General features: G+C 56.3%; 18 protein-coding genes. 14 read left to right on the top strand and 4 right to left on the bottom strand.

What is annotated here, in order from left to right; all coding sequences use genetic code 11:
• The first annotated feature begins 10 nt into the window (after nt 1-10).
• Both DW123_RS08265 and DW123_RS08260 read left to right on the top strand, forming a co-directional pair.
• The gene (locus tag DW123_RS08265; RefSeq protein WP_118273520.1) at nt 11-1,591 is read left to right on the top strand and encodes a PTS transporter subunit EIIC; all 1,581 of its coding nucleotides are present in this window, start codon (nt 11-13) and stop codon (nt 1,589-1,591) included.
• Nucleotides 1,592-1,668: 77 nt separating this feature from the next.
• Nucleotides 1,669-2,469, top strand: coding sequence for a MurR/RpiR family transcriptional regulator (locus tag DW123_RS08260; RefSeq protein ID WP_117743849.1), 801 nt, complete (start codon nt 1,669-1,671; stop codon nt 2,467-2,469).
• A gap of 206 nt (nt 2,470-2,675) precedes the next feature.
• Here the strand turns inward: DW123_RS08260 and DW123_RS08255 are convergent, their stop codons facing one another.
• Both DW123_RS08255 and DW123_RS08250 read right to left on the bottom strand, forming a co-directional pair.
• On the bottom strand, nt 2,676-4,238 hold the full coding sequence (locus tag DW123_RS08255) for a PTS transporter subunit EIIC (RefSeq protein WP_117734901.1): 1,563 nt from the start codon (nt 4,236-4,238) through the stop codon (nt 2,676-2,678).
• Between the two features lie 82 nt (nt 4,239-4,320).
• Nucleotides 4,321-5,646 (bottom strand): 6-phospho-alpha-glucosidase, encoded by a 1,326-nt coding sequence (locus DW123_RS08250; protein ID WP_089573127.1) that lies wholly within the window; start codon nt 5,644-5,646, stop codon nt 4,321-4,323.
• Nucleotides 5,647-5,944: 298 nt separating this feature from the next.
• Between DW123_RS08250 and DW123_RS08245 the strand changes: the two genes are divergently transcribed.
• From DW123_RS08245 to DW123_RS08205, 9 genes are all read left to right on the top strand, one after another.
• Nucleotides 5,945-6,694 (top strand): MurR/RpiR family transcriptional regulator, encoded by a 750-nt coding sequence (locus DW123_RS08245; RefSeq protein ID WP_117757480.1) that lies wholly within the window; start codon nt 5,945-5,947, stop codon nt 6,692-6,694.
• Between the two features lie 824 nt (nt 6,695-7,518).
• Nucleotides 7,519-9,057, top strand: coding sequence for an ATP-binding cassette domain-containing protein (locus DW123_RS08240; RefSeq protein ID WP_117743464.1), 1,539 nt, complete (start codon nt 7,519-7,521; stop codon nt 9,055-9,057).
• Nucleotides 9,058-9,418: 361 nt separating this feature from the next.
• Nucleotides 9,419-9,742 (top strand): hypothetical protein, encoded by a 324-nt coding sequence (locus tag DW123_RS08235; RefSeq protein WP_117734898.1) that lies wholly within the window; start codon nt 9,419-9,421, stop codon nt 9,740-9,742.
• Between the two features lie 154 nt (nt 9,743-9,896).
• The gene (locus tag DW123_RS08230) at nt 9,897-10,112 is read left to right on the top strand and encodes a hypothetical protein (protein ID WP_117743463.1); all 216 of its coding nucleotides are present in this window, start codon (nt 9,897-9,899) and stop codon (nt 10,110-10,112) included.
• Between the two features lie 447 nt (nt 10,113-10,559).
• Nucleotides 10,560-11,504 (top strand): hypothetical protein, encoded by a 945-nt coding sequence (locus DW123_RS08225; RefSeq protein WP_147330301.1) that lies wholly within the window; start codon nt 10,560-10,562, stop codon nt 11,502-11,504.
• A gap of 169 nt (nt 11,505-11,673) precedes the next feature.
• Nucleotides 11,674-12,195, top strand: coding sequence for a Rep family protein (locus DW123_RS08220; protein WP_117743461.1), 522 nt, complete (start codon nt 11,674-11,676; stop codon nt 12,193-12,195).
• Nucleotides 12,196-12,258: 63 nt separating this feature from the next.
• Nucleotides 12,259-12,864: a hypothetical protein gene (locus tag DW123_RS08215; protein WP_117734894.1), complete on the top strand. Its 606-nt coding sequence runs from the start codon at nt 12,259-12,261 to the stop codon at nt 12,862-12,864.
• A gap of 72 nt (nt 12,865-12,936) precedes the next feature.
• Entirely contained in the window at nt 12,937-14,142 is a 1,206-nt protein-coding gene (locus DW123_RS08210) for a site-specific integrase (protein WP_199407132.1), read from the top strand.
• A gap of 160 nt (nt 14,143-14,302) precedes the next feature.
• On the top strand, nt 14,303-14,749 hold the full coding sequence (locus tag DW123_RS08205) for a low molecular weight protein-tyrosine-phosphatase (protein ID WP_118273519.1): 447 nt from the start codon (nt 14,303-14,305) through the stop codon (nt 14,747-14,749).
• 170 nt (nt 14,750-14,919) lie between these two features.
• Here the strand turns inward: DW123_RS08205 and DW123_RS08200 are convergent, their stop codons facing one another.
• Together DW123_RS08200 and DW123_RS08195 are read right to left on the bottom strand one after the other, a co-directional pair.
• The gene (locus tag DW123_RS08200) at nt 14,920-15,249 is read right to left on the bottom strand and encodes a TIGR04076 family protein (protein WP_199568905.1); all 330 of its coding nucleotides are present in this window, start codon (nt 15,247-15,249) and stop codon (nt 14,920-14,922) included.
• A complete protein-coding gene (locus DW123_RS08195) occupies nt 15,242-16,066 on the bottom strand; it encodes a PfkB family carbohydrate kinase (protein ID WP_118273518.1) in 825 nt (274 codons plus the stop codon). Before DW123_RS08195 ends, DW123_RS08200 begins: the two co-directional genes overlap by 8 nt.
• 689 nt (nt 16,067-16,755) lie before the next feature.
• On the opposite strand from DW123_RS08195, the gene DW123_RS08190 reads away from it, so the two are divergent.
• From DW123_RS08190 to DW123_RS08180, 3 genes are read left to right on the top strand one after another with little or no spacing between them, the layout of a single operon-like run.
• On the top strand, nt 16,756-17,262 hold the full coding sequence (locus tag DW123_RS08190; RefSeq protein ID WP_117793879.1) for a MarR family winged helix-turn-helix transcriptional regulator: 507 nt from the start codon (nt 16,756-16,758) through the stop codon (nt 17,260-17,262).
• Nucleotides 17,255-19,069: an ABC transporter ATP-binding protein gene (locus DW123_RS08185; protein ID WP_117797596.1), complete on the top strand. Its 1,815-nt coding sequence runs from the start codon at nt 17,255-17,257 to the stop codon at nt 19,067-19,069. The genes DW123_RS08190 and DW123_RS08185 overlap by 8 nt, the downstream gene beginning before the upstream one ends.
• Nucleotides 19,062-20,981 carry an ABC transporter ATP-binding protein gene (locus tag DW123_RS08180; protein WP_118273517.1) on the top strand — a complete coding sequence of 640 codons (1,920 nt, stop codon included), beginning with the start codon at nt 19,062-19,064 and terminating at the stop codon, nt 20,979-20,981. The genes DW123_RS08185 and DW123_RS08180 overlap by 8 nt, the downstream gene beginning before the upstream one ends.
• Nucleotides 20,982-21,036 lie beyond the last annotated feature (55 nt).

Raw genomic sequence — 21,036 nt, 5'->3', positions numbered from 1 at the left:
AAGGAACATCATGAAAGAAAGCAAGCTCTACAGCGAGTTCCAGAGACTCGGCAAGGTACTCATGGCGCCGGTCCTCCTCCTGCCCGTTTCCGGCATTTTGGTCGGTCTGGGCTCCGCCCTTTCCAATGCTAACCTCATCTCGCTCTGCCCGTTTTTGGGCACCGAGCCGATGGTGATCTTTAGCACACTCATCAAAGCAGCCGGCAACGTTATCAATGGTAACATCTCGGTTCTCTTTGCGATCTGCATCGCCTACGGTTACGCCAAGGCCGAGAAGGCGACCGCCGCACTCTCAGGCTTCATCGGCTACATGACCATGAACACGATCATGGGTCAGCTGCTTATCCTGCTGGGCACCATCGATCCCGCCAACCTGCAGACCGGTCAGAACGCCATCCTGGGCGTAACCACACTCGACACCGGCGTATTCGGCGGCATCATCATCGGCTTGGTAGTCGCGTGGATCCACAACCGATTCTATAAGGTGCAGCTTCCGCCGGTGCTCGGCATCTTCAACGGCACACGCTGCGTCCCCGCCCTCACCGTCGTTTTCGCGAGCCTAGTGGGCGTTGCGCTCGCCTTCGTGTTTCCGTTTGTGCAAACCGGCCTAAAGGCCGCCTCGACACTCATCGATTCCACCGGGGTGTTTGGCGCGTTCATCTATGGCTTCTCCGAGCGCATGCTTCTGCCCTTCGGCCTGCATCATTTCATCTACCTGCCGTTTTTCTTCACTTCTCTGGGTGGTAGCATCCAGGTTGACGGCCAGACCGTCGAAGGTGCTGTCAACATCTACAACGCCATGCTCAACACGCCCGGCATGATGTACGACATCGACATCTCAAAATACGTCATGAACGGCAAGGTGCTGTTCGCCATGTGCGGCCTGCCCGCGGCGGCACTCGCCATCTACCACTGTGCCCGTCCCGAGAATAAAAAGAAGGTCGGCTCCCTCATGATCGCCGCCGTTATCCCGGCCGCCATCATGGGCATAACCGAACCGCTCGAGTACTCCTTCCTCTTTGTAGCACCCGTACTCTATGTGGTCCACGCCCTGCTGTGCGGCATCGCGTATGTACTCACCTACCTGGTACAGTTCAATGTGCCCGGGCCTTCCGCCTTCGGCGGACCGCTCCTCTCGTGGATCTTCAACGGCATCATGAACGCCGACAAAGGCTCCAACTGGTTCTGGCTTATTCCGCTCGGCATCGCTTACTTCGGGATCTATTACGTGCTGTTCCGCGCCTTTATCAAGAAATTTGACCTCAAAACCCCGGGCCGCGAGGATGATGACACGCAGGCAGCGGATGACACGTCGGCAATCGACTCCAAAGCACCTGTCCAGGTAAGCGAGCTCATCCCACAGACCGTGGAAGCCGTGGGCGGCGCCGATAACATCTCGGGTGTCAACGCCTGCTTCACTCGCCTGAGGCTCAGCCTCAAAGACACCGCCCTAGTCAAGGACGATAGCGTCTTCACCAAAGACCTCGGCGCCAGCGCCATCGTGCACGTTGGCGGCGGTGTTCAGATCGTTTACGGCAATAAAGCTTCTGTCTACAAAGTCGAAATGAGAGAATACTTGGGCATGGAATAAATCCGTCCCATAGCTTCACCACAATGCTCCGGAGATGGCATATCCGCTCCGGGGCATTATTGTTTGGAGTGATTTGAATGTCGATGTACGAGGTCTATTCGAACCTCAGATCTTGTATCGAAGACGTCGAGAAGGGCGGCAGCCTTGACGCCCACATCGCACTCTACGCCCTCTCCCATCACGACGAGGTCCCAGAGCTCTCAATAGAAGAACTTGCCCGCGCGTGCAATACATCGCCCGCGACCATCTCGCGCTTCTGCAGGCGCGTGAACGGCTCGAGCTTTCGATCGTTCAAAGAGCAAGTTGACGACTTCAACGCTTGGCTCCAGCGTGAGACAACCGAGGCAAGGGCGCATAAGCAAATCGATATACCCTGGTATTTCGATATCGTAGAGACCTCTTTGCTTGAAACAAAACGCCTGCTCACTGAGGATCGACTCGAGCAGGCCGTTGACTGGCTTCTCGATGCGCAAAATGTCTACGTATACGGAAGCTCATTCTCCAATCTCGCCGCCCGCTCACTCTGCGAAAAGCTGAGCCGCGTAAACCGACTGTGCTTCTCATTCGGCTCCGTCAAGGGACAGGAGACGTCGCTCTGTCTGCTCCAACCCGACGATCTAACCATCTTTGTATCGTTCTCAGGAAAGACGAGCTATATCTTCAATCTTTACGTTGAGGCCAAGCGGCGAGGTTGCCGCGTTATTTGGATATCGAGCAACATGGCATTCGATAACAACGGGGCGCGTGAGCTCTTGCTACCCGTGAGCACGGAGTCACTCAGCGAGTATTCGACCGCCTTGGTTGAGGGCATGAGCCTACAAAGCGCGGTTAACGCTCTATATATCAGCTGTGCAAATCGACTTCGGGCGCAGCGCTAGCCGCAAACATGCTAGCCGCAAACATACTAGAACTGAAAAGAACGCCCTCACCGTCGCAAGGCGTCCGAATACACGATAGGCAGTGCCAAAAGAGAGCAGCGAGCACGTCATGTACTTGCCCATTCGCCCCAAAACAGCACAGGTCGGCGCCCGATTGAAGAATCGGACGCCGACCTGTATTAATCTTGATCGTGTGGTTGAGTCGTTTACTCCATACCCAGCAGCTCGCGCATCTGAGTTGCGTAGTTAGATGCCATGTTGCCGTAGACAATCTGCACGCCGCCGTTGACATGCACGATGCCACGCGCTTCGAGCTTTTCGGTAAACTCGGCGTCATCAACCACCTTGTCACAGTCATTGAGCTGGATGCGCAGACGGGTGAAACAGGCCTCGACAGACTTAATATTGTTGTCGCCGCCCACTGCCTCAACGATGGCGGGAATGAGGTCGCTGATCACGGTCTTGGGAGCCTTTTCGGCCTCGTCGTCGGACTCTTCCTCGCGGCCAGGGGTCTTAAGGTCCTTCTTAAGAATGATGAACTTGAAGACGAAGTAGTACACCACGAAGTAGATGGGGCCAAGGAACAGGATAACCTGCCAGTTGGAGCCCTTGGCTGCACCCATAATGCCGTTAAAAATCAACGACAAGAGCGGGCCACCGAAGGACGCGGAGCCAGCCACGTTGAACTGCAGGACATAGGTCAGCGCATAGGCAAGACCAGCCATGAGAGCGTGGAACACGTAGAGGATGGGCGCGATAAACAGGAAGGAATACTCGAGCGGCTCGGTAATGCCGGAGAGGATGCAAGGCACCACGATGGCGATCATGAGCGCCGCGGTCTTCTTCTTGTTCTTGGGAAGCGCCGTCTTGTAGAAGGCGAGTGCAGCGCCGGGCAGGCCGAACATGGCGAAGATAACCTTGCCGTTCATGACAAAACGGCTGACCTCGATGTTAAACGGCGTGCTGGGAGAGCCCAGGATCGCATTGTAGATATTGATAGCGCCCTGAACGGTCTGGCCGTCGATGGTCTCGACGCCACCGAGCGACGTGAAGAAGAACGGCAAATAGACAAAGTGATGCAGGCCAAAAGGCAGGAGCATGCGCTCGCCGGCGCCGTAGACAAATGCACCAAAGGCACCCGTAGTCTTGATGAACTCGGACAGCGCACCGAGAGCGTTCTGAATAAACGGGAAAACAAAGGACATGACCAATGCGAGGATGCTGCATGAGAGCAGCGTTACCGCCGGAATAAAGCGCGTACCGTTGAAGATGGAGAACACGGCGGGCAGCTCAATCTTGTAGTAACGGTTATGCAACCATGCGACGATTGCGCCCACCAGAAGACCGCCGATAACGCCAGTGTCGAGCGTGGTGATACCGAGAATCGTGCTCTGGCCCGTCGTAAGATTCGCGGGATCGATAACGCCAGTCGCCGTAAGGAACGTGCCCATCACGGAATTCATGCACATGTAGCCCAAAAAGCCACAAAGCGCCGCGGTAGCCTTCTCGGACTTGGCGAAGCCATAGGCGAGACAAATCGAGAAGATAACCGGGATGTTGTTCATAACGATGCCGGCTGCGGCCTTGAGAATCGAAAAGAAAATCGCAAAGCCCGGAGCAGCAAGCCAGGGAACAGCTGCCGTAAGGGTGGGGCTGGTAAAGGCATTGCCAAAGCCCTGGAGGATGCCGGCAATTGGCAGAATCAGCACGGGCGTCATGAGGACTTTGCCCAGGCGCTGGAACTTTGCCAGCAGCTCATCTTTGTTCATGGGATACCCCTCTTAAAGAAACGGGGCGCGCGGCTCTACAATCCACACGCCCCATAACAGTTATCAAGCGATATGGAACTAGTTACTTAAGCTCCGGCCAATAATCCTTGTTCGCCTCGATGAGCTTGTCGAGCACCTTACGAGCCTTCTTAGCATCACCGACCAGACGATTAAGCGTGAGTGCCTGCAAAGCCTTCTCGTAGGAACCCTCCATCCAAGCCTCAACAGTCAGGCGCTCATAGGCGTACTGGTTCTCCATAAGGCCGCGATAGAAGGTACCGATTTTGCCAACAGCATAGGGCTGCGGGCCATTGGCGCCCACGCTTGCCGCGACCTCGACCATGGCGTCATCGGGCATCCCCTCGATAATGCCGTTGTTGGGCACGATGACAATGAAGGTCTTGTTGGTGTTGCGATAAATGGCCGAGGTGATTTCCACGATCATATCGCCATGAGCGTCGTTTTGCACAACCGAGGAGTTCTTTGCGGTGCCGACTTTGGCAACACGCTCGCACTCGGCGAACACGCGCTTCTCACGGCCGTTGATAACCTCATCGGAGCGTGTGTAGTCGGGGTCGAGGTGAGCGACCTTGTACTCGGGATACAGATAGTACTGCAGATAAGTGTTGGGCAGATAGTCGGGGAAGTCCTCGAGCATGTCCTTGACCATGGCGTAGGTATCAAGCCAGGACTGGTCACGCTGCTCGGCATCGGCAGGAAGGAAGCCGTTCTTCTCCGTGTACTCCTTAATTTGCGGGACGAGGTCATGACCCTCTTCATCGTAGATGTGCTTGAACCAACCGAAGTGATTGAGGCCAAAGTACACGGGCTCCGTCTTGCTCATATCGCGACCGAGCAGGCGACCGTAAGAGCGCATGAGGTTGACAGGCTGGTCGCAGATGTTGAGGACGCGATGCTCATCGGGCAGAACGCGCTCGAGACCATATGCCACAATAGCAGCCGGGTTGGTGTAGTTGATAATCCACGCCTCCGGGCTATGAGCGCGAACGTCGTTGACGATCTCAACCATGTCATGCATGGAGCGCATACCGTAAGCCATGCCGCCGGGGCCCACCGTTTCCTGGCCGATGATTCCCATATGCAGCGGAATCTTCTCATCCTTGCTGCGCATCTCATAGCCGCCGGTACGAATCTGGCAGAGCACAAAGTCAACGTCAGTGTATGCCTCGTCCTTATCGGTGGTGTAACCAAACTCCACACCGGGCTCCTCCTCGGCGAAGAGGATCTTGCCAAACTCGCCAATCGGACGCTGACGCTCGGCATCGATGTCATAGAGCATCACGCGGTTCAGCGGCAGAATGTCCATGTGCTTGGTCAGGGCTTTAAGAATGCCAGGGCACCACGTGGAGCCGCCGCCAACGATCACAATATTGAGCTTATCCTTCATGTTCCGTCCCTCCAGGGTTGGCTGATCGGTGTTCTCGAAGACCTTGGGCTCCGCGGTTGTCCTCGGCTTGCTTCGTTTCGATTGATATTTTGCGACATAAGGTCATTTGCGAGTCCCCGTGTGAGCCAATGCGAAACGGGGACACATGATTTCGCTCACGACACAGATATGTGTAGGCAAACACGCGCGTTTGCCCAGTTCATAGGCAATAGGCAATCTTGACCGATTACCGATTTCTCTCCTGGCTACACAAAGCGGTACCATATGTACGACGAGGTGCGAGGGGCTGAAACATCTTATGAAAGATCAAGAATCTTTTTATGATCATGTGCGGGCTGGCGAGAGCAAGCTCAACGATCTCGAAAGCGAGATCATGCGCTACATCATCGAGCTGCGTGATGATATTGACGATGTCACGCTTAAGAGCGTTGCTGAACGGTTCTTCGTCGCTCCCAATACAATCGTCAGGCTTGCTCATAAGCTTGGCTTCTCGGGGTTTACGGAGCTCAAACAATCGTATTCCGCCTCGCTCGATCGCAATCGATTCACTATCGAGGCACTTCCTCTTGATACCCAGCTCGTACAGACCAAAGATCTGCTTAACGACCGGGTCATCGACTCGGTTGTAAGCCTTATCCAGGACGCCTCGCATATCGTGTTCTTCTGCTCGGGCTTTTCGAAATACCCGTGCCTCGAGATGGCTGAAAAGCTCAAAATAATGGGCAAGAACACCGATACGCTCAGCGAACGCCATGTCATGAGGCATTACGCAGAACTGCTTGGCAAAAACGACCTGGTCTTCAGCGTTTCCGTAAGCGGCGAGACGCAGGTGTCTATTGACGCCACATCGATAGCCAAAACGCGCGGATGCAAGGTCGTCACACTCACCGGCTTTTCTCGAAATTCTCTCTCGAAACTAGCCGACTACCCTATCTACACCGTGCAAAAAGAAATCCGCTTGGGCAGCATGGACCTCGACAGTCGATTAATGTTCTATTACGTTTTCGAATTGATATTTGAGCGCTACTTCAAACTGGCTAAGAAATAAAACTCTGTATGCGCCCGGCTTCGACTCTTTAGCAGCCTTCTATATGAAAGGTATCGTTCTATGCAACGCGTACTGTTTATCTGTCATGGGAATATCTGCAGATTCAGAAAAATGCCTAGCTAGTTAGGATCCCGGCGAACCATATCGCGTACCTTACGACGTTTTTACGACTTTGAGCCCCGATGCGATATTGCCGTGATGGAGAAAAGCAACTCCTTTCGCCTTTCCCCAGTAGCTGAAGAACGGAGAATCGAGCATAAGCATTCCTTTCCGGTCGTCTCAAACCTCTGCAATTTGGAGGGTAAATCGCGAAAGCTAATATCTCAAACACCAGAAAAATCAAGTCGATGACCTCGCTCAACATTCACGACGACCACCATCGCATGCTAGTTACAAGAAGCGGATGCACTAGTATTCTTTCAATCGACTTGCAAACCCCTTCAAGCGTCCAACGCAATGGCGTGCTTTCAGACGCAACGCCTCCTTGCGTCCGCATTATTGCTTTGTTAGACTCTACGGAAGAATTCAGCGCAGGCCCATATGCCAAGCCAGCGCCCCGGAAAGGAAAAGGATTCGTGAAGCTGTAGACGATACATATCGACGCCAATTTGCAAATTGCCATCTATCCAAGAATAAATCTGGCTGCACATTTGTCGTATCGTCTTTTCACTGATCCTCGTATATCCTAAACACTACCTTTGCGAGCATTGCCGTCGACTCATTTTCTTTCAGCTTGACTCGAGTCGACGGGCGTTCACGTTGGTCGGAACGAGCCAATCAGAGCATATGCGGCAAAACGCGGCCTCCCATGCCGAGGAGGCACAATGTCAAGAACCAATTTGAACAGCTCCACCACCCTCGTTCTTTCCCATATTACTTATGCATATCCTGGCAGCGCAATGCCCGCACTCGACAACGTGTCGGCGACATTTGCCCCCGGCTGGCACGGCATCGTCGGAGACAACGGGTGCGGGAAATCAACTTTCGTCCGCATTGCGTGCGGACTTCTGATTCCAGATCGCGGCGTCGTTTCACCGCGTCTCGTCTCCGCATATTGCGCGCAAGAAGCCGGAGTCGAACCGCCCATGCTCTTCGATTTTGCGTGCGACTTCGCCCCGGCGACCACGCACCTCAGAAGGATGCTCCGCATCACCGATGATATGCTCTGGCGTTTTTCCGAGCTCTCCGGTGGCGAGCAGAAGAAAATTCAAATAGCCGTCGCGCTTTGGCAGAATCCCGATCTTCTGGCAATGGATGAACCGACTAACCATGTGGACGCAGAATGCAGAAGGCAGATTTGCAAAGCACTCGCCGAGTACAAGGGTATTGGCCTCCTCGTCTCGCACGACCGTGCGTTGCTCGACTCCTTGGCAAAGGACTGCCTGTGCTTTGAGTCGGGGCACGTCACCATGCGCCCCGGCAACTACTCCCAAGCTCGCTCGCAGGCGAATCTGGAGCGCGAAAGCGCGGCGCGGGCCAAATCGATTGCGCGATCCGAAGAAAAGCGCATGAAGGCTGAGTATATCAGGCGCGTTGAAAACGCCTCACGGTCCGCATCCAAGAGAAGCGCCCGTCATGTCGATCCGAAGGATCACGACGCGAAAGCACGAATCAAACTCGCCATTCTCACTGGCAGAGACGGCGTTGCGGGCAAGCTCGCTTCGCGCATGGACTCCCGAATCCAGCGCGCGCAAGCCGCCGTCGACGCCCACCATGTCGAAAAGCGCTACGAAAGCACCTTGTGGATGGAAGCGCAACCCAGCCCGCGCAAAACACTGATTCACGTCAGCTCAGATCGCATACCGTGCGGCCCGAGGCAATCTTTGCGGGTTCCCGAGATTTATCTGGGAAATACCGATCATCTGGGCATAAGCGGCCCCAACGGAGCGGGGAAAACAACACTGGTCAAGCATATCCTGGAGATATTGGAAGGCCGCAAGGCCACGGGATTGGACATTCGCACGCTGTATATCCCTCAGGAAGTCGACGATTCATCCTCAATTGAATTCCTCTCGGAAATCAAGGACCTGCCCCAAGCCGAACGTGGAGCCCTGCTTTCGATCGTTGCGCAACTCAATTCGGATCCCGAACGAATATTGTCCGGCGAGAACATCAGCCCGGGGGAGCTGCGGAAGCTCATGCTCGCCCGCGGTATACTAGATGCCCCCGAAATCATCGTCATGGACGAACCCACGAATCACCTGGACCTGCACTCGGTGGAGGCACTCGAGCGAGCGCTTTCCGCCTTTCCCGGCGCGCTTGTTTTGGTGAGCCATGACGAGCAGTTCCTCTCGGCCTCATGCCCCCTCCGCTTGGATTTGGCCCCAGAAGAGGAGCACACTATTGGTCAGCCCCTCCTCTAGCGCTCAGGCATGTCTTCTGCAAGCCGCCTTCTTCTGATATCCCCTCCCCCGTTTTGCAAGCAACTCAGCGCAAATGGCCCATCCCCCTCAGCCTGAAGGCTCAGCGACACCAACGATACCGACGATTCAATATCTGGATGTCCATATTTGCCCCATCTGGGTGATTATTAAATTGTGTTTGTTCCGTGATTGAATACTTTGTCATCATTACGCCCCACTTCTTCTCATCAGAGGACGTCGAGAACGACAGGTCCTTGCGAAATAATCCCAGCTCAGAAGCTTATGGCATGATGTGCTCACCGAGTGCTCGATGACGATTGACGAATCGTCGGTAATATCCAATTTTAGGAAAGAGGTGTGTATGACCCGACCGAAGATCATGCGCGGACCGTTTGAATGCGGCTCCATCTCAACAACCAGTACGGCAATGTCGTCTATAAAGGAGTCTTCGGCGAGCATGCCGACTTGTTCTGAACGAGCTGTTCGACATGCCCTGAAGGCCGAAGAGATGTTCTCTCGCGTCATGTATCGCCAGATTCTTTGTGCCCACACGAAGCTCCATGGGGCAATGTTTGGGGACGATGATCTTCATGCCGCAACAAGAAATGTCGAGGAGATCTTGCGCAACGTCCTGCGCCTCTATCTCGATGTCCACGGCGAGCCGCAACGCGGAGTCAGCAAATAATTGGATTGAGAGGAGTTCGAGTATGAGGAAATTGAATCAGTTTATGAAGTTCGATTGGGAAGCTTTTGCGAAAGGCAAGCGTTTCCTTTGTGTCGGAGGTGGTAAATGGGTTGATTAAAACACCAAAGAGCATCGCGGCACCAAGATCGACGTGGTGATCACAACCGATAACACGCAGTATCACCAAAACGAAGGCGAGGTGGTCAGCAATCGTTTCGAGAAGCTTTCCATCAAGGTTTCGAATGATATCGAGATTCCCGTCAATCAGCACGTCATTCCCACCGGCGTGGTCGCAAAGGTTTACGGTGATTATCGCAACCAGTTGTCCATCACGGCGGACGGCATTACCGTCATCCCCGCGAAGGGCTAGGTGATTGTGGTGCGTTACTCCAGTGGCGCACCGGCGATCGTGTATTCGACCCCCAGCGCAAAGCTTTGTGTGCTGGGGGTCGCTTTATTTGCGGTCGCCGCGTGCGTTTATTGCATCGGGCTATTCGTGAACACCATTCTTGCGCCCATCGCCATAGAGCCCAGTACGGTGATGGCGTTTGGCGGCAACCTTACCTCCGCAGCGGCCACTCTTAGCCTCGCTGGGACCATGTTGTTTGCGGGAGGGATCACACATTACGTCATGCTATCTGAATCAACACGGTTGCATGCACGCATTAGGAAGGGGCTCTTTGATCCACGTTACGGGAATCCTCTACACCTGCGAGAAGGCGAGCTTCTTCCCGACATCTCTTGCAAAGAGACGGCTCCTGGACAGTTCGAGCTCGCCATCTCAACCTCATCCTCAACGGCAGAAGAAATATCGAAGATGGGACCTAGCATTAGCTCCCGACTTCGCGGAAGGTTCTCCCGCTACGCCGTCGTACTTGCCGAAGCAGACGTCGCATGCAATCAAGTGACCTTCTTCCTTGAAGATGTGACGTTGCATCGAGAGATCAAGGCATCGCGTGTCGAGGATTTGTGCCCGGCGAACGCCTACGAATTCCGCGTTCAAAACGGCACGAGCATCGACCTCCGCACCTCCGGTTCCATGCTCATCGCTGGAAAGACCACGGGCGTGATCGCCCTCTTGCTCCAAGCCCTGTTGGCTGGTCCTGACGGACACGGATCGCAAGTCCTCATCATAGACCCCAAGCAGGCCGAGCCCTCCCGACTTCCTCGCGTGGTTTCACTGAATGCTGACGGGGACGCTCGCGCAATCCTGTCTGCGTTATCACGGTTCGCCGACAGCATCAAAGAGCGACAGAGCTTCCTCAACGACAGGTCGACAGAGACGGGAGACGCCGTGCACTGGTGGGATGCGGGGCTTCACGTTTCGCTTCTCTTCATGGATGAGTACGTGGCACTCCGCACGCTGTTTCCCAAGCGCGCGAGCAAGGAGGACCCCGATTACTGCCTCGCGACGTTTGATGGGCTGGTGAAGCGCATCGTAACGATGGGGGCGAGCGCGGGCTGCTACGCCATCATCTCGATCGCCGAGGCGTCTGTTGAGGAGGGGGGCTTGCCGTCGATGCTGCGCTCGGCGTGCAGCACCCGCGTCCTCTTCAAGCCGACGCTTCCCGAGGCGCGGCTCATATGGGGCGCGGAACGCCTGCTCGACCTCGGTGCACCTCGCACCTTCTCCCCGGGCGACGCTTGGTTCAGCAGTACGGACGGGGCGCACGACCGCATCGGCTTTGTGCATTTTCCGATCATGGACTTCCCCGTGTACCGCGAGCTTGGGCGGCTCCTTGACCTGTACTTCAGAGAATAACCACCGCGGGGTCCGCTTCGCGCAGCAAAAGCGGACCCCGTCGATTGTTCCATTACTTGAAATTCTGCTCATTTATGCGCCTTGGGGAGCTTGTTATCCCAAGGCGCACCCTCGGGCGCGTTCCAAAATCGTCCCGAAATAGCTCATTTACGAGAAAGGACTCGGAACCATGACCAATTCTCTGCCCATGAAGACCCGCGCGATGATGTACGAGCAGCAGCTCGATCACCTGCCCCGTCTTGTGGACGAAATGTACCGAAGAATCGAAACACTCGCCCCGAAGCGCTATGCGGGCATCGTGCACGACAGCGACACGACGGACGCGGGACGTCCGGCAGCCGCGCATCTTCACGTGATGATGGAGTTCCAGAATCCGCGCTCGCTCAATAGCATCGCGAAGCTCCTTGGAGATAAACCTGAGCGCATCGAGGCTTGGAAGGCAGGTGTGGAAAACGGTTTTTCCTACCTGTGCCACAGAACGGATGGCGCACGATCCAAGCATCAGTACGACCCCAAAATCGTGCGCTCCAATTTCGATTACCCAGCGCTACTTGCTTCTATTGAGTCGCGCGTTGCTCGAACGAGGTCCCATAGCAGCATCAAAGTCCTTCTCGATGACCTTCTCGAAGGTCGTATCGACAAGGAGTCCTTGATCTCTCAGCTCTCCGGATCCGAATATGCCCGGACATAGCGTCAGATCGAAGACGTTTATGCACGCCGCCTTCAGGTTCAGGCCCGGGAATGGCGGGGGTTGATGCTCAAGGGCGAAAGAAGGGTGGAATCAGTTTGGATCTTCGGGCCTGCTGGAACGGGGAAGTCCACCCTCGCAAAGCTCTATGCGAAGCGGAAGGGCGAACCGTTCTTCGTCTCTGGATCTACGAGAGACATCTTTCAGGGGTATGAGGGCAAGCACACGGTGATTCTTGACGAACTTCGTCCCTCATCCATCCCCTACGCCGACCTGCTTCGCATCACGGATCCCTATGCGATGGAGCATGAGGTGATGGCACCGTCCCGATATTCCGACAAAGCGATAGCCGCCGATCTCGTAATCGTCACGACGCCCTACAGCCCCTTGGAATTCTATGGAGAACAGATGCGCCGATCCGCGACTTATCGTCCGCAAAACGATGTCGACGGATTTGGTCAACTTGAGAGGCGCCTCTCCGTCGTTGCGGAGATGCAGACGAGGGAGATCTGTCTCTCTGAGTTTAGGCACGATCTCGACGGATACTGGCCGGTCGAAGGTTCCTCTCGTACAAACCCATATTCGAGTTATGCGCGAGGACTCGCCCCCTCGTCCTGCGCCAACGCTCTTTATAAAGAGCTTCTCGACACCGTTTCGCACTTGACAGCTTAACCAATCGGGCCCCGTGCGATAATCTTGAAATATCGCATCAGGGCTCTTTTCTGAACAGGAAGGAGCCTGCTAGTGACTGTGAGAAAAGACAGCAAAGGGCGAATCCTCAGACGCGGGGAAAGCCAGAGAAAAAACGGCCGTTACTGCTTCAAGTATGTGGATGCAAGAGGTAAAACGCGGAGCGTCTACTCGTGGACCTTGACAACTCATGATCTAACTCCGAAGGGGAAGAAAGCCAGTCCGTGCTTGCGCGCGTTGGAGCATGAGATCCAGCGCGATCTGCTTGATAAGGTCGCGCCGAACAATATGACAGTCTACGAACTCGCATCTCGTTACACTGAAACAAAGACTGCCGTGAAACAATCCACTCGAGCCGCCTACAAGACAATCCTCAATTTTCTTGCTACAGATGAATTCGGCTCGCGACGAATATGCGGTGTCACCTCCCTTGATGCCAAGGAATGGCTCATCAACCTGCAAAAAATCCACGGCAAGCGCTATAGCACAATCCATAGCATCCGTGGTGTTCTGAGACCGGCGTTTCAACTGGCAGAGGAGAACAGCCTGATTCGCCGAAATCCCTTCTATTTCGAGCTCGCAACGATACTGACAAACGACATGGTTACACGCAAGGCCTTGGCCACTAACCAAGAACGCAGATTTCTTGCTTTCGTGGAGGGCGATGAACACTTTCACCGCTATCGTGACGCCATCTACATCCTTCTAAATACGGGCCTGCGCATTTCTGAATTCTGCGGTCTTACCGTCGAAGACCTTGATTTCAAAAACGGAAGCATTCGGGTAAACAAGCAACTTCAGCGGACCAGCAACATGCGATACTACATCGAACGTCCCAAGACGGAGAGCGGGATCCGCTATGTTCCCATGACTCAAGCCGTGACAGAGTGTTTCAGGAGTATCCTTGCGCAACGTCTAAAGCCTTCGAGTGAGCCGGTCGTTGACGGTGTTAGCGGTTTTCTGTTTCTTGATAAAAACGAGATGCCGCGTGTTGCCCTGCACTGGGAGAAGTACTTCCACCACGCGATAGAGAAACATAATCGCATCTACAAGGATGAGCTTCCCAAAATCACACCACATGTCTGCCGACATACCTTCTGCTCGAAGATGGCACGCAGGGGAATGAACCCTGCGAAGCTAAAATGCATCATGGGCCACTCCGACATCAACGTGACTTTTAACACATACACCCATCTTGATTTCGACGACGTCAGAGAGGATATGCTGAAAATTGGATGCAAAGGACGGTCAACATTGTGACAACAAGTCGTAAACCCTCGTTCTTTACGCAATTCTTACGACGCTGGAAAGAAGAATAATCCGCTCATTTATGAATCAATTTGATATTCTGTCCTTGACGAGGGATCAAAAAGCAGTGCGATTATCTGCGAAAACTCTGATATTCGAGAGGTTTTAGCCAATGCGCAAAATCCTATTTGTCTGTCATGGGAACATCTGTCGCTCGACGATGGCTGAGTCGGTGTTTGCCGAGCTGGTGCGCCGTGCTGGGCGCGAGGCGGAGTTCGTCATTGATTCTGCCGCGACCTCGACCGAGGAGATTGGCAACCCTCCGCATCATGGCACCGTCGCCAAGCTGCGCGAGGTCGGAATTCCCGTTGTCCCGCACCGCGCGCGCCAGGTGCGTCGCGCGGAGTATGCCGACTGGGATCACATTGTCTATATGGATGCCGAGAACGCGCGCGGTCTGCGCCGCATCTTCGGCGACGATGCCGACGGCAAGATTTCGCGGCTGCCGGATTGGACCGATCGCCCCGGCGACGTCGCCGATCCCTGGTACACCGGCAACTTCGATGCCACCTACCGCGATGTGCTCGCCGGCTGCACGGCCATGCTCGAGCAACTGTAGACGTTCGGGCGGCGCAGACACACGAGCCGCGCCATCGGCATAAAACGAGCGTGGATTTTCTCCCGCATGCAAATTGAGCGTGGATAATCTCCCACTTTGAGCGTTCAAGCGCGCTCTAAACGGGAGATTATCCACGCTCATTATCTTGACGGGAGAAAATCTACGCTCGATTACTCGTCGACGATCTCGGCGAGCCAAACGTTCAACGTATCGACCTCGGGGCAGCAGAACTTTGCCGTGCCGGGCTCGTTGCCGGGCACGGTTCCGCCATAGCGCAGGATATCGATATAGGGAAAGCCCACGTGACAGGCCATGGCGCACATCTTGCCGCGATCGCGGTCGAAGTCGAAGACGTCGCCGGGCTTGTGACCATGGTGGCAGCGGCACGCACCCAGCTGATCCACGCAGCTCACGCGGATACGCGGACGCTTGCCACGCGGCGCGCCGAGCGGCCTGTTCTCGCCCGCAGGCTTGACGCCGCTCTCGTCAGCATTACTCATGGTCAACCACATCCAGGCAGGCCTCGATGGGAAGGCCGGCCGACTTGTCCTCTTGGTCGGCATTGCGCTCGATAAGCTCAGCCACCACACGCATGGCATCGGACGTCGCGCACTGCAGACTCCAGCCTGCCATAACGCGGCCGACGAGCACCGCCGAGAACGTGTCGCCCGTGCCCGGGAAATAGACCGGAATGAGCTCAAAGGGAATCGTAAAGTACTCCCCCGCCACGTGGTCGTAACCGATGACGGCGTTCGTGCCGTCGACCACAGCGCTCGTAATGACCACCGACTTGGCTCCCAGCGCGCGCATGGCGTCCACAAGGACGCGGGCCTCGTCAGGCGTGATTTGCTCGGCGATGGGCGTGTCGGTGAGCAGGCAGGCCTCGGTGTAGTTGGGCACCGCATAGTCGGCGCACTCGAGCAAGTGCCTCATGAGGCCGATCGTGGACTCGGGAACACCGGCATAGAGTTTGCCGTTGTCGCCCATGATGGGATCGACGAACACCTTGGTGCCCTTTTGCGCACGGCGGTGGCAAAAGTCCGAGATGATGCGCGTCTCTTCCTCGGTCACGATAAAGCCGGTCGAGATGGCGTCGAACTCAAAGCCGAGCTCTTCCCAGATGGCAAGACTCTGACGCACGTACTCCGTGGTGTCGTGGATGTAGAACTTGGGATAGTTGAGCGTATCGGACACAAGCGCCGTCGGCAGGTTATGGATACGGTAACCCATGTGCGACAGCACCGGCAGCATGGCGGAAAGCGCGACCTTGCCGTAGCCGCACATATCGTTAATCAGCAGCAGCTGAGTGTTCTTCATGAGTGTCCCCCTTGGTTCGGGCACGGCGCAGCAGCGCCACAGTGCGACTAAGTGTAGCGCAGGAGGCGTCGTGAGCAGTCGCTAGGGTCGCGAAGAGCGCATTGTTGCGGAAAGGTTTCGGAAATGGGAGGCAAATCACGGCAGTAGCGGCACAGTAGCTGCCACCTATTTACTACCATTCCAAAACTATGCCGGATTACTACGATAAACCGCCAGTCTCCAACCACAACAAATTGCACTCCAGCAAAACCGCAGGTAGACAGCTTGTGATTTTCCGAAAACAATGCCGAGGTCTGAGATTTCGAATTCATCGTAGTAATCCGGCATAGTTTTGGGCAAAGCAGCTTCGGAAGGGTGTCACCGCAGCCCAAAATGATCCGTTATCCTCCGTCCCCCACGGATCACTCAAATGCCAACCCAGGCAGCGCTACAGATTGAGGACGGACAGCGAAAGCGTTCCTAAGCGAGCAAGGTGGCGTGAAAGAGGAGGGCATAGGCCTTGTGGCCATGCCCGACGATTGAACGCCAGATTGCCGCTTAGGAACGTTTGCAGCGTCGAGCGGTTACGGCGTTTGGCAAAACGCCGTAACTATAAGTTTGGTACCTTGACATTCATTTCTCATGCTCCTAGATTGGTTAGGCACAAAACAATTCCACTACCTAACTAAAGAAAGGAGCAACACTAATTCATGTGCGATGAACCTCTTAACCTTTGTTCGCACGAGCCCGGCGGCGACCCGTCACAGCCGGCGGATGTACCCGAAGCGGTTAGCTCAGAAGACAAGCTTGCCAAGCGCATCCTCAATGGCCTGGGGTTTTGCGGCCATTACATGCATTTTCACGGCGGCGGCATATCTGGCAAGGCGCCTATTGTCTGCCTACTCGCCAAGCAGCCGACCGGCGAGCTGTCCCAACAGGAGCTCGGCATGCACTTCGACCTCAAGCCGGGGTCCCTTTCCGAGATTCTGTCCAAGCTCGAACTGGGCGGTCTTATCGAGCGCAGTCGCAATCCCAAAGACCGTCGGCAGCTCACCATCCGCCTGACCGATGCGGGATGGGAAAAGGCCCGCGTTGAGCAGGCAGCCCGCATTCGCTTTAGAGAGCAGGCCTTTAGTGCCCTCACCCACGACGAGCGCGAGCAGCTCGCCGAAATGCTCGAGAAAATCCGTGTAACCTGGGAGGAACTGGATGATTAAAACCCTCATGGGCAGCATCCGCGACTATATGAAAGTCACTGTTGCCACGCCATTGCTCGTGCTTGGCGAGGTGCTCTGCGAGATGCTGATTCCATTTATCACCGCCAACCTGATCGATGCCATCAAAGACGGCGCCACCGTAGCCGAGATGCTTCCCACCGCGGGCTTTTTGGTGCTCATCGCGCTGACGTCGCTTGCTTTTGGCGCCGCTGCCGGCGTCACCTGCAGCCATGCGAGTTGCGGCTTCGCTAAGAACCTGCGTCACGACCTGTTCTACAAGATCCAGACGTTCAGCTTTGCCAACATCGATGAGTTCTCGAGCTCCTCGCTCGTCACACGCCTGACCACCGATATCAACAACGTGCAGCAGGCCTTTATGATGATCATCCGTATCGCCGTGCGCGCGCCGCTGGTATTGATCTTCGCCTTTACCATGGCATTTATCATGGGCGGCAGCGTCGCCATGGTCTACCTGGTCATCATTCCGCTGCTGGGCTTTGGACTGTTCTTTATCATCTTTAAGGTGCGCCCCATCTTCTCGCGCGTGTTCCACAAGTACGATGCCCTTAACGAGTCCGTCGAGGAAAACGTCACCGGCATGCGCGTGGTCAAGAGCTATGTGCGCGAAGACTTTGAGAAGGAGAAGTTCGCGACCGCCGCGCGCGACGTCCAGATGGACTTCACCCGCGCCGAGAAGCTGCTCGCCTTTAACAACCCCATGATGAACATCTGCGTCAACGGCGCGTTTGTCGTCATCATCTACCTGGGCTCCAAGCTCATCATCACGAGCCAGGGCACGCTGTTCGACGTGGGCCAGCTCTCCTCGACCTTTACCTATGGTTTCCAGATTCTCATGAGCCTGATGCAGCTGTCGATGATCTTTGTCATGGTGACCATGGCCGACGAATCGGCGCACCGCATTGCCGAGGTGCTGGCCGCCGAGCCCACGATCGCCGATCCCGCCGAGCCCGTGCTCGAGGTTGCCGACGGTTCCATCGACTTTGACCACGTGAGCTTTAAGTATTCCAAGCATGCGAAGCGCCAGGCGCTCGACGATATCGACCTGCACATTACGAGCGGCGAGACCATCGGCATCATCGGCGGCACCGGCTCGGCCAAGTCCACGCTCGTTAACCTCATCGCCCGCCTGTACGACACCACCGAAGGCGCTGTGCGCGTGGGCGGCGTGGACGTGCGCGACTACGACCTGGACGCGCTGCGTCACCAGGTCGCCATGGTGCTGCAGAAAAACGTGCTGTTTAGCGGCACCGTCGCCGAGAACCTGCGTTGGGGCGACCCGAACGCCACCGACGAGGAAGTCCGCGAGGCAGCGCATCTGGCCTGCGCCGACGAGTTTGTCGACGGTTTCCCCAAGGGCTACGACACCTGGATCGAACAGGGCGGCTCTAATGTTTCGGGCGGTCAGAAGCAGCGCCTGTGCATTGCACGCGCCCTGCTGCGTCGCCCCAAGATCTTGATCCTGGACGACTCCACCAGCGCTGTCGACACCAAGACCGACGCCAAGATCCGCGCAGGGTTGGCAAGCTATCTGCCCAACACGACCAAGCTCATCATCGCCCAGCGCATCAGCTCCGTGCAGGACGCAGACCGCATCATCGTCATGGAGGGCGGCCGTATCGCGCAGATCGGCAACCATGACGAGCTACTCAAGACGAGCGAGATCTACCGCGAGACCTTTACCTCGCAAAACAAGATGTCTGCCGAGGGCGAAGGGGCCGTCGAGGCCGACACCGAGGCATCCGCAACGCAAGCTCAGACCCAGGAAGGAGGCGAGGCACATGAGTAAGGCAACGACCGCCGAGCGCGCGCTCAACCGTAAGGGCGGCACCATGTCGCGCCTCATCAAGACGCTCTTTGGCTTCTATCCTGTGCTTTTGCCCCTTGTCGTCGCCGGCGTGGTGCTCTGCGCCATCATCAACTCCATCGGCGCGACCTTCCTGCAGAGCGCCCTGCAGATTATTAGCGAATCGTGGCAGTCGGGCGATTGGGAAGCCGCACAGCCCAAGATTCTGCAGCTCGTGACCACCCTCGCCTGCATCTACGGCGTCGGTGTCCTGTCCTCGCTCTTCTGGAACCGCGCCATGGCTATCGTCACGCAGGGCTCGCTGGAGAAGCTGCGCGAGATGATGTTCAACCGCATGCAGGACCTGCCGATCCGCTACTTCGACACGCACCAGCGCGGCGATATCATGAGCCACTACACCAACGACATCGATACGCTGCGCCAGATGATCAGTCAGTCGCTGCCCAACCTGCTCATGACGATCATCATCATCGTCACGGTGTTCTTTATCATGCTGTACTACAGCGTGTGGATGTGCCTGGTCATCATCGCCGGCGTCGCCTTTATGACCTTTATGACCAAGCTGCTCGGCTCCAACTCCGCGCGCTTCTTTATTGCGCAGCAAACCGAGCTCGGCGTGGTCGAGGGTCATATCGAGGAAGTCATGAACGGCCAGAAGGTCGTCAAGGCATTCTGCCACGAGTCTGCCGCCGAGGCCGATTTTGACGAGCGCAACGAAAAGCTCTTCGAGGTCTCGCAGAAGGCCAACATGTACGCCAACATCCTCATGCCCATCCTTATGAACCTGGGCAACCTGCTCTACGTGCTGGTCGCACTGGCGGGCGGCATTTTCCTAGCGCTGGGCGTGCCCAACCTGAGCATCTCGGGCATGGCGCTGTCCATCGCCGTCGTGGTGCCGTTCCTTAACATGACCAAGCAGTTCTGCGGACAGATCGGCCAGATCTCGCAGCAGATCAACGCCGTGGTCATGGGCCTCGCCGGCGCCGACCGTATCTTTGAACTCATCGACGAGGAGCCCGAGGCCGACGAAGGCTATGTGACGCTCGTCAACGCGCAGGTGAACCCCGATACCTGGCAGCTCGAGGAGGCCGACCACCACACCGGCATGTGGGCGTGGAAGCATCCGCACCGCGCGACCGGCGAGATCGAGTACGTACCGCTGCGCGGCGACCTGGTCATGGACAACGTCGACTTTGGCTACACGCCCGACCACGAGGTGCTTCACGGCGTGTCTGTGTTTGCCAAGCCGGGCCAGAAGGTCGCGTTTGTCGGTGCCACCGGTGCCGGCAAGACGACCATCACCAACCTCATCAACCGTTTCTATGACATCGCCGATGGCAAGATCCGCTACGACGGCATCAACGTCAACAAGATCCGCAAGGCCGATCTGCGCCGCTCGCTGGGCGTGGTGCTGCAGGACGTGAACCTGTTCACCGGCACCGTGATGGATAACATCCGCTACGGCAACCTGGACGCCACCGACGAGGAGTGCATCGCGGCGGCCAAGCTCGCGGGCGCGGACGACTTTATCACCCGCCTGCCCGACGGCTACGACACCATGCTCACCGGCAACGGCGCACAGCTGTCGCAGGGCCAGCGCCAGCTGATTTCGATTGCACGCGCCGCCGTCGCCGATCCGCCGGCAATGATTCTGGATGAGGCCACATCGAGCATCGATACCCGCACCGAGGCCATCGTGCAGGCAGGCATGGACAAGCTCATGGAGGGTCGCACGACGTTTGTCATCGCACACCGTCTCTCCACCGTGCGCAACTCCGACGCGATCATCTGCCTAGACCACGGCCGCATCATCGAGCGCGGCAACCACGACGAGCTGATCGCCAAGCGCGGCTACTACTATCAGCTCTACACTGGAGCGTTTGAGCTGGAGTAGGACCGGTTACTGACGGAGGGCGCCCCGGGGGCGCCCTCCTGCGCGCGATCAGCCC

The organism is Collinsella sp. AM10-26, assembly GCF_003472525.1.
Classification (GTDB): domain Bacteria; phylum Actinomycetota; class Coriobacteriia; order Coriobacteriales; family Coriobacteriaceae; genus Collinsella.
The sequence above is the reverse complement of the archived record's forward strand: the minus strand, read 5'-3'. Positions and strand labels throughout refer to the sequence as shown.

What these genes read in the sequence shown, in the direction of transcription:
- DW123_RS08260 (WP_117743849.1), top strand. Translation starts at nt 1,669, where the DNA reads ATGTCGATGTACGAGGTCTATTCGAACCTCAGATCTTGTATCGAAGAC.
- DW123_RS08225 (WP_147330301.1), top strand. Translation starts at nt 10,560, where the DNA reads ATGGGACCTAGCATTAGCTCCCGACTTCGCGGAAGGTTCTCCCGCTAC.
- DW123_RS08240 (WP_117743464.1), top strand. Translation starts at nt 7,519, where the DNA reads ATGTCAAGAACCAATTTGAACAGCTCCACCACCCTCGTTCTTTCCCAT.
- DW123_RS08220 (WP_117743461.1), top strand. Translation starts at nt 11,674, where the DNA reads ATGACCAATTCTCTGCCCATGAAGACCCGCGCGATGATGTACGAGCAG.
- DW123_RS08255 (WP_117734901.1), bottom strand. Translation starts at nt 4,238, where the DNA reads ATGAACAAAGATGAGCTGCTGGCAAAGTTCCAGCGCCTGGGCAAAGTC.
- DW123_RS08215 (WP_117734894.1), top strand. Translation starts at nt 12,259, where the DNA reads ATGCTCAAGGGCGAAAGAAGGGTGGAATCAGTTTGGATCTTCGGGCCT.
- DW123_RS08180 (WP_118273517.1), top strand. Translation starts at nt 19,062, where the DNA reads ATGAGTAAGGCAACGACCGCCGAGCGCGCGCTCAACCGTAAGGGCGGC.
- DW123_RS08235 (WP_117734898.1), top strand. Translation starts at nt 9,419, where the DNA reads ATGACCCGACCGAAGATCATGCGCGGACCGTTTGAATGCGGCTCCATC.
- DW123_RS08250 (WP_089573127.1), bottom strand. Translation starts at nt 5,646, where the DNA reads ATGAAGGATAAGCTCAATATTGTGATCGTTGGCGGCGGCTCCACGTGG.
- DW123_RS08200 (WP_199568905.1), bottom strand. Translation starts at nt 15,249, where the DNA reads ATGAGTAATGCTGACGAGAGCGGCGTCAAGCCTGCGGGCGAGAACAGG.
- DW123_RS08205 (WP_118273519.1), top strand. Translation starts at nt 14,303, where the DNA reads ATGCGCAAAATCCTATTTGTCTGTCATGGGAACATCTGTCGCTCGACG.
- DW123_RS08245 (WP_117757480.1), top strand. Translation starts at nt 5,945, where the DNA reads ATGAAAGATCAAGAATCTTTTTATGATCATGTGCGGGCTGGCGAGAGC.
- DW123_RS08185 (WP_117797596.1), top strand. Translation starts at nt 17,255, where the DNA reads ATGATTAAAACCCTCATGGGCAGCATCCGCGACTATATGAAAGTCACT.
- DW123_RS08265 (WP_118273520.1), top strand. Translation starts at nt 11, where the DNA reads ATGAAAGAAAGCAAGCTCTACAGCGAGTTCCAGAGACTCGGCAAGGTA.
- DW123_RS08190 (WP_117793879.1), top strand. Translation starts at nt 16,756, where the DNA reads ATGTGCGATGAACCTCTTAACCTTTGTTCGCACGAGCCCGGCGGCGAC.
- DW123_RS08195 (WP_118273518.1), bottom strand. Translation starts at nt 16,066, where the DNA reads ATGAAGAACACTCAGCTGCTGCTGATTAACGATATGTGCGGCTACGGC.